The organism is Austwickia sp. TVS 96-490-7B (assembly GCF_019331795.1).
GTDB lineage: Bacteria > Actinomycetota > Actinomycetes > Actinomycetales > Dermatophilaceae > Austwickia.
The window spans coordinates 56,316-62,476 of record NZ_JAHPZL010000024.1 but is presented as its reverse complement, the minus strand read 5'-3'; the positions used below and the strand labels follow the sequence as shown (position 1 = coordinate 62,476).

Genomic DNA, 6,161 nt, shown 5'->3' with positions numbered 1-6,161 from the left:
GGGGCGCGCGACGACCCCATCGACACGCCCCGTCACATGATCCGCATCGCGGCAGCGCCCTGCGCCAACTCCTCCCGGAAATTCGGGTGGGCAATATCGATCAACGCCTGCGCTCGCTCCCTATTGGTGCGCCCACGCAACCGGGCGACGCCGTACTCGGTGACGACGTAATCAATGTCGTTCTTGCTGGTGGACACGTGAGTTCCGGCAGTGAGCATTGGGACGATCCGACTGATCGTGTCATTCTTCGCCGTTGATGGCAGCACAATGAACGATTTGCCGCCCCGGGAACGGTTGCCAGCTCGGACAAAATCAGACTGACCGCCAGTGCCAGAATGCGGCACCGGCCCCAAGGACTCCGAACCGCACTGGCCAAGGAAGTCGATCTGCATCGTCGCGTTGATGGTGTGCAAATTGTCGATCCGACCTGCGAGATAGGGATCATTGGTGATATCGACGGGATGCATCTGCAAAGCCGGATTGTGGTCCATGAAGTCGTATAACCGCCGCGATCCCAATGCGAAGGTCGCTTTCATGTGCCCTCGGTCGATGTTTTTTGCTTGATTTGTCACCGCCCCCGATTCGACCAAGGTGAGGATCCCATCGCCAATCATCTCGGTGTGCACTCCCAGATCACGCCGGTCAGTTAGCTGCATCACCACCGCGTCCGGGATGGCGCCGTACCCGATCTGCACGGTCGCCCCATCTGGGATCAGCTCCGCGACATATCCGCCGATCGCTTTTTGCACCGGACCGATCTGCGGCAATCCCACCTCAATCAGTGGCCGATCATCCTCGACCACCGCGTCGACCTGACTGATATGGACAAAGCAGTCGCCATAGGCATACGGAACATGCGGGTTGACTTCCACAATGACAGTGCGCGCCTGCTCAATCGCCGCCATCGTGTAGTCCGGGGCCAGGCTGATCGAGAAGAAGCCGTGCGCGTCCATCGGGGAAGCTATCGTCACCACCACATCCACCGGCAGCAAGCCTTCGCGGAACAATCCCGGCATCTCGCTGAAATAGCTGGGCCGATAGTCGATCCAACCGTCGCGGCCTCCGGGGCGGCTCGGCCCGCCGAAGAACAGCGATGTATGCCGCACGTGTTCAAGGGTCTGCTGGTCGAAATACTCGTAAGGCCGCATTGGGAGGATCTGGCTGACGATCACGCCGCGCTTCTCCCGGCGACGCTCGGATAGCGCCTCCAGGATGGATGGCGGTTCACCGACTCCCGTTGGGGCGACTACGACGTCACCGTCGCGGATCAGGTCCACGACGTCGTGGGCGGTACGGCGCTTCGCGGCCAACTCGTCCTGCATGCTCATGTCACGTCCTCGTGCTCGCTGGTGGAGCCAGGCTAACGGCGTGACACCGCTCCGTGGGCTGTCTTGTCGACCAACTGTGTTGAAACTCAGGTCACCTCGCGGGTTGGCGGGTCACCATGCCCAGCGCAGTCCCATCGTTCCAGGGCCGAAATCTTGCCGAGTCAACACCGCCGAACGAGCCGACGTCGAGATCTCCGTGCGCAGGTGATCCCCGGACTGTGACCACACCTCGATGTGTCGGGGCAGGTCAGTGCGGCAGAAATGCACCTCAGCATGCACCGTCCGGAACCGGGACATGCAGGTGCGATGCCACTCATGCATCGGAGGGCGTGGTCCCTCATGGCGGCACATGTAGGAAAACGACCAGATCTCACCGGTCGACAATGCGTGCGGGAAACGCAGATCACAGGCCAGTTGGCCACGCTCTTGCAGAGTGACCAGCATGCCCAGGGTGCAATTGTGCTCGGGAGCGATGTGCGGGGTGCCATGCGGGCCGTCGTACTCCAACCAGCACAGGATGCCGTCGACGCCGTCGTCATCAGCCCGGATGACTTGACGCACATGGTGAAACCGGGTGCGCCGGTCCTTGCCCAGCTCAATCGTGTCGTATACCGCGATCGTGGTGGAGGGGCGCACCACGTTGCGGCCCATCCGACGTCCGATGGTGGCGATCAGCTCAGCATCACTCACCGACGGCATCGGGAGTTCATCCTCGTATCCGTCGTAGGGGTCAGGAGGTGGCAAGAGGCGGCGTAGCGCGCTGGGTGGGAGCTCCAGAATGCGTTCGAGATCATGGACAGCTCGTCGTTCCAATGGTGTCTGCGGAAGGCCACAGCCATAACACCAGTCACGCAAGCGAGCTGCACTGATTCGATGCCCTTGTCGAGCAAGCAGATTGCTCATGTCATGCCATGTCAGCTCGTGAGAATCCGCAGCGGCAAACATCAACGCGTGAAAAGAAGAAGGTCCCTGCTCCGGCGGGCGGTTCACCCCACCAGCGTAGAACTCGGCTGAGGGCTGTGACGCTGTTCGATGCCGACATGCATGGGCCGACCAGCAGACGGTCGTGAGCTTCGACGCCACCTTCGTCCCGGCATCCTTAGGCTGGAAGCAGATCCACGTCCCACCAGGAGGAGACATGACCCATCCCGTCGAGGGGAGCGAGAGCACCCCGGCAGTCACCTCGCTGGAATATGACGCCTGCTGGCAGGTCCTCAAGCGACTCGAATTTGGCCGGTTGGCCTACGCCATCAACGGCCGGATCGACCTTGTCCCGGTCAATTACGCCGTCCATGCCGGTGAAGTGGTCTTCCGCACTGCTCAGGGCAGCAAACTCGCCGGGGTGCTCCAGGGCGGTGAAGTGGTCTTTGAAGTCGACGAGGTGACCTCGACCCAGGCCACCAGTGTCATCGTGCGGGCCACCCCTCGTGAATTCCCACCCAATGAGGCCCGATGGGCCGATCAGATGCGGCTACGACCCTGGGTGGCCACCCGGAAAGAACACGTCATTGGACTGCGACCCATCGACCTCTCCGGTCGGTCATTTGCGTTGACCCGTCCCTGGACGATGATGCGACCCCCACGATGAGCTGCACACAGGTCGGTGCTCAATCGTGGTAGAAGTCATCGATCCAGGTCCGGTGCGCCGGGACGTCGGGATGGCTGGCGGTCTCCGAGGAGAGGCGTTCCCGCTCCCGGCGTGAGGTGCGTTGGCGTTCTGAGGTCAACGCCTGCCGCATCGTGAACCGGCCACGATGTCGCCCCGCTCCAGAGCTGTCTGGAAGGTCGCTGCCCGATCGACCGACCGCGGATGATCGCCGCTCACCGGCGTCATCCCCAGCGGATTCCGCTGCATTCTCTAGGTCGGATACGCCGTCCTGGGCCAGCTCAGCTGCCGTTGAGGTATCCCACGGCGCTGACTCGGCCCACTCGGACATCTCCCCGTCAGCGTCCTCCGGCGAGCCGGTCTCATCCACAGTGGGGAGGGGCTGACGATAGTCAGTGATTTCCAAATGCCCGTCACCGATCCGCACCCAATCGCGAGAGAGCACCGTCTCAGCGATGTTGATCTCCCAGCCAGGGAGGTCCAGCAAGGCGTCTTCGGTCAGTCGGCTGCCTGCCATCAGTGTCGCTGCCAAATAGAGGCTGCCCTCGGTGAGCCGAGCGATTCGGATCGCATTGTCGAGATCACCGGACTGCGCTTCGTCTAGCTCGCCTATGTCGACCCGTCGGGTCGCCAACGGGTCGATACGACGTACGGCGGAGACGATCTCTGGAGTGTGCACCACGTGCAGATGCAACATCAGCGCCAACTCACCGACCAGGTCACGGGGGGTCGTTGACCGCCACAAGATCCCTGGTGGGGCATCGAGCCCGGGACGTGTCCCCGGAGCGCCGCGTTCTAACGCGCCGATCTTAGGGGCGGGCCCGATGTCGCCAGCAGTTAACTGTAGCCGCAGAAGATGCCAGGCATAGCCACCGGCCTCGTGCAGCAACACGATCCAGCGCGGCTGGATACCAAGGTCCGCACGGTTTTTGGTGCCGACCAGAATGCTTGCGGTCACTGCGCTCAACGTCAGCCTCCCGACCGTTGACGCGTCACGCTGCCTTCACCCCGGCAGGCCGCGACGTCCGTTTCCCACCGACACGTCGATGACGTGCCCTGTCTCGAGAGTAGCGGCGGCGCCCGCCTCAGGACAGAGCTGAGAGCGAAGCTCCTGCACTGGCTCAGCTAGCTGTGTTGCCTGTCGTTGCCGCCAGCTGACATCGCCGTGCGGCAGGACAGGGATCACCGGTGCTGGTGGGTCACTGACCAAACCACTCGCTGATGCGTTCGACGATGGCCTTTTCGAAGTCGTCGTCATTGTGGGTGGCCCGGATCCAGTCGGCGAAGGTGGGCTCGTCGACAAGGTTGTCCAGTTGGGCGCGGCACCCTTCGGGATCGGTGATCGCCTTGGTGAGCAACAATTCAGCCTGGTCAGTGGTGGAGTAGAAGAACGGGTAGCCGGAGGGCACCAAGGCATGGGCCCACGGCAGATCCGGGAAGATCCCGATCGCCCCGGCGAGCATCGCTTCGACGTACTCCAGTCCGTACGATTCCTCCGCCGCGGTGGCCAGGAAAGCAGTGGTGCGGGCCAATGCGTCCCAGTAGGCCTCCCGGGTGGAGGTCAACGGGCCCACCCAGGCGTAGGACTTCATGGATAAGGTCATAGCGAGATCGCTGACCAGATGGGTCTCGTGGAGGCGGGCTTCGACACGTAACGGTGTCTGCCGGGCCACCCGGTCGACGACCTCACAAAACAACTGGGGTTGCTTGCGTGGCGTCATGGTGATCGCCGGATACAACACCACCGGTACGTCGGGGGTGACGCGGGGTTGGACCCGTTCAATCCGGACGCCGAGGTTCACCCAGCCGATCCGGGCTTTCTCCGCTAGGGGCTGGATGGTCCATCGACGCACGACCTCGCGGACCTCTGCGGCGGTACGCGCGGAGTTGCAGAACGTGGGGAACATCGCAAAGGACAGCCCCATCGCAGCGAAGTTGATGCGGTGATGGTAGATCGAGGGGTTTTGCCATTCGAAGTTCATCAGGCGTGGTTCGGCGCCGCTGCTGTGCAAGGTTTGCCAGACGGCCAAGGAGTCGATGACGTCCATGTTGATGACGAGGGTGTCGGCGGCGTCAACGAACTCCAACGGCATCATGGTGAATCCGTTGCCACGCCGAGTCTGTGAGCCGATCAGCACCGGGTCGGGAAACAAGCTCATCAGGCGGCGGACCAACGTGATTCCTGCCGACTGTCCGACGATGTCGCCCCGTTCGTCGATGACGGGTTCGTGGTCGAATGCGCCGTACTTGACTGCGACCTTCATCGTGCGCGCCTCCGAGGCGAGGGGAGGGGTCCCCGTGGATGTTGGTCCATAGGTACACCCGCTGAGCCATCGGAGGTGGGACTTTCGGCCCATGACATGAGCGCGGCGCGTGTGCTCCAGCAAAAGGGGGCCAGTCACTCCCCGTGTGACCACGGATTTAGTGGGTGCGCAACAACTTTCGCGTCCCCCAGAGAGCTGCCGCGACACCGGCGACCGCCACCGGCCACCACCCCGCCCGCAACTGCTCCCCCAACACCACCACGCCAAACGCACTCGGCATCACGGCCGCCATCGCGTAGTTGCCGCCCAACACGGTCACCGACGCCCCCCGCGCCAAGCCCCGCGTCAACGCCCACTGCCCCACCACAATCCCCATCGGCATCAACACTGCCACCGCCCACATCAACCATGACCATCCCCAGAACTGAGCCACCTCAGCCAGCGAAGCTCCCGACCCGACAAGCAGCCGTGCACCGACCGCCCCTGTCCCAAAGGCCGTCCCCGCCAACGCCCCTGCCACCCACGGATGGTGCACCCACGCGATCACTGCCGCGCAGCAGCACACCAACACCCACATCGCCACGACATCTCCAGTCGTGGCGGCTCGAGTTGGACCTGGCACCACCGCCACCGCGATCGCACCGATCCCCGCCACGACCACCGATACGGTGGCAGCTTCCCTGAGCGACAACCGGCGTACCCCGGTCGCATGCTCCAACAACGCCGTCACCGCCAATGCCGCCGCAATCGCCGACTGCACCAGCAGCAACGGCAGTTCAGTGCGAGCCAGCAGCGCCGTCACAAACCCCACTCCCTGCAGACCTGTCCCCACCCACCAGTCCGTCGAGGCCACTGCCCCTTTCTCGTCACGAGACCCCGATGCCAACCGCAGACCAGACCATCCATAGGCGGTCACGGCGGCAACGAGGCAGATCACGGCAAGAAACACGAGCCGACCGTACC

The 6,161-nt window shown here is 63.3% G+C and carries 6 protein-coding genes; 1 reads left to right on the top strand and 5 read right to left on the bottom strand.

Annotated elements, in window-relative coordinates:
- Positions 1–32 precede the first annotated feature (32 nt).
- Both KEM60_RS15095 and KEM60_RS15090 read right to left on the bottom strand, forming a co-directional pair.
- On the bottom strand, positions 33–1,328 hold the full coding sequence (locus KEM60_RS15095; RefSeq protein ID WP_219108734.1) for an acetyl-CoA hydrolase/transferase family protein: 1,296 nt from the start codon (positions 1,326–1,328) through the stop codon (positions 33–35).
- 111 nt (positions 1,329–1,439) lie between these two features.
- Positions 1,440–2,318, bottom strand: coding sequence for a hypothetical protein (locus KEM60_RS15090; protein WP_219108732.1), 879 nt, complete (start codon positions 2,316–2,318; stop codon positions 1,440–1,442).
- Between the two features lie 148 nt (positions 2,319–2,466).
- Here KEM60_RS15090 and KEM60_RS15085 point away from each other — a divergent pair, with 148 nt between their 5' ends.
- Positions 2,467–2,916 carry a pyridoxamine 5'-phosphate oxidase family protein gene (locus KEM60_RS15085; protein ID WP_219108730.1) on the top strand — a complete coding sequence of 150 codons (450 nt, stop codon included), beginning with the start codon at positions 2,467–2,469 and terminating at the stop codon, positions 2,914–2,916.
- A gap of 19 nt (positions 2,917–2,935) precedes the next feature.
- On the opposite strand, the gene KEM60_RS15080 is transcribed toward KEM60_RS15085, so the two are convergent.
- The 3 genes from KEM60_RS15080 to KEM60_RS15070 all read right to left on the bottom strand — a co-directional run bounded on the left by KEM60_RS15080 (position 2,936) and on the right by KEM60_RS15070 (position 6,147).
- Complete coding sequence (locus tag KEM60_RS15080) at positions 2,936–3,901, bottom strand: hypothetical protein (protein WP_219108728.1); 966 nt, start codon at positions 3,899–3,901, stop codon at positions 2,936–2,938.
- 232 nt (positions 3,902–4,133) lie between these two features.
- Entirely contained in the window at positions 4,134–5,198 is a 1,065-nt protein-coding gene (locus tag KEM60_RS15075; RefSeq protein ID WP_219108726.1) for a glycosyltransferase family 1 protein, read from the bottom strand.
- A gap of 157 nt (positions 5,199–5,355) precedes the next feature.
- Positions 5,356–6,147 carry a hypothetical protein gene (locus KEM60_RS15070; RefSeq protein ID WP_219108724.1) on the bottom strand — a complete coding sequence of 264 codons (792 nt, stop codon included), beginning with the start codon at positions 6,145–6,147 and terminating at the stop codon, positions 5,356–5,358.
- Between the last annotated feature and the right edge of the window lie 14 nt (positions 6,148–6,161).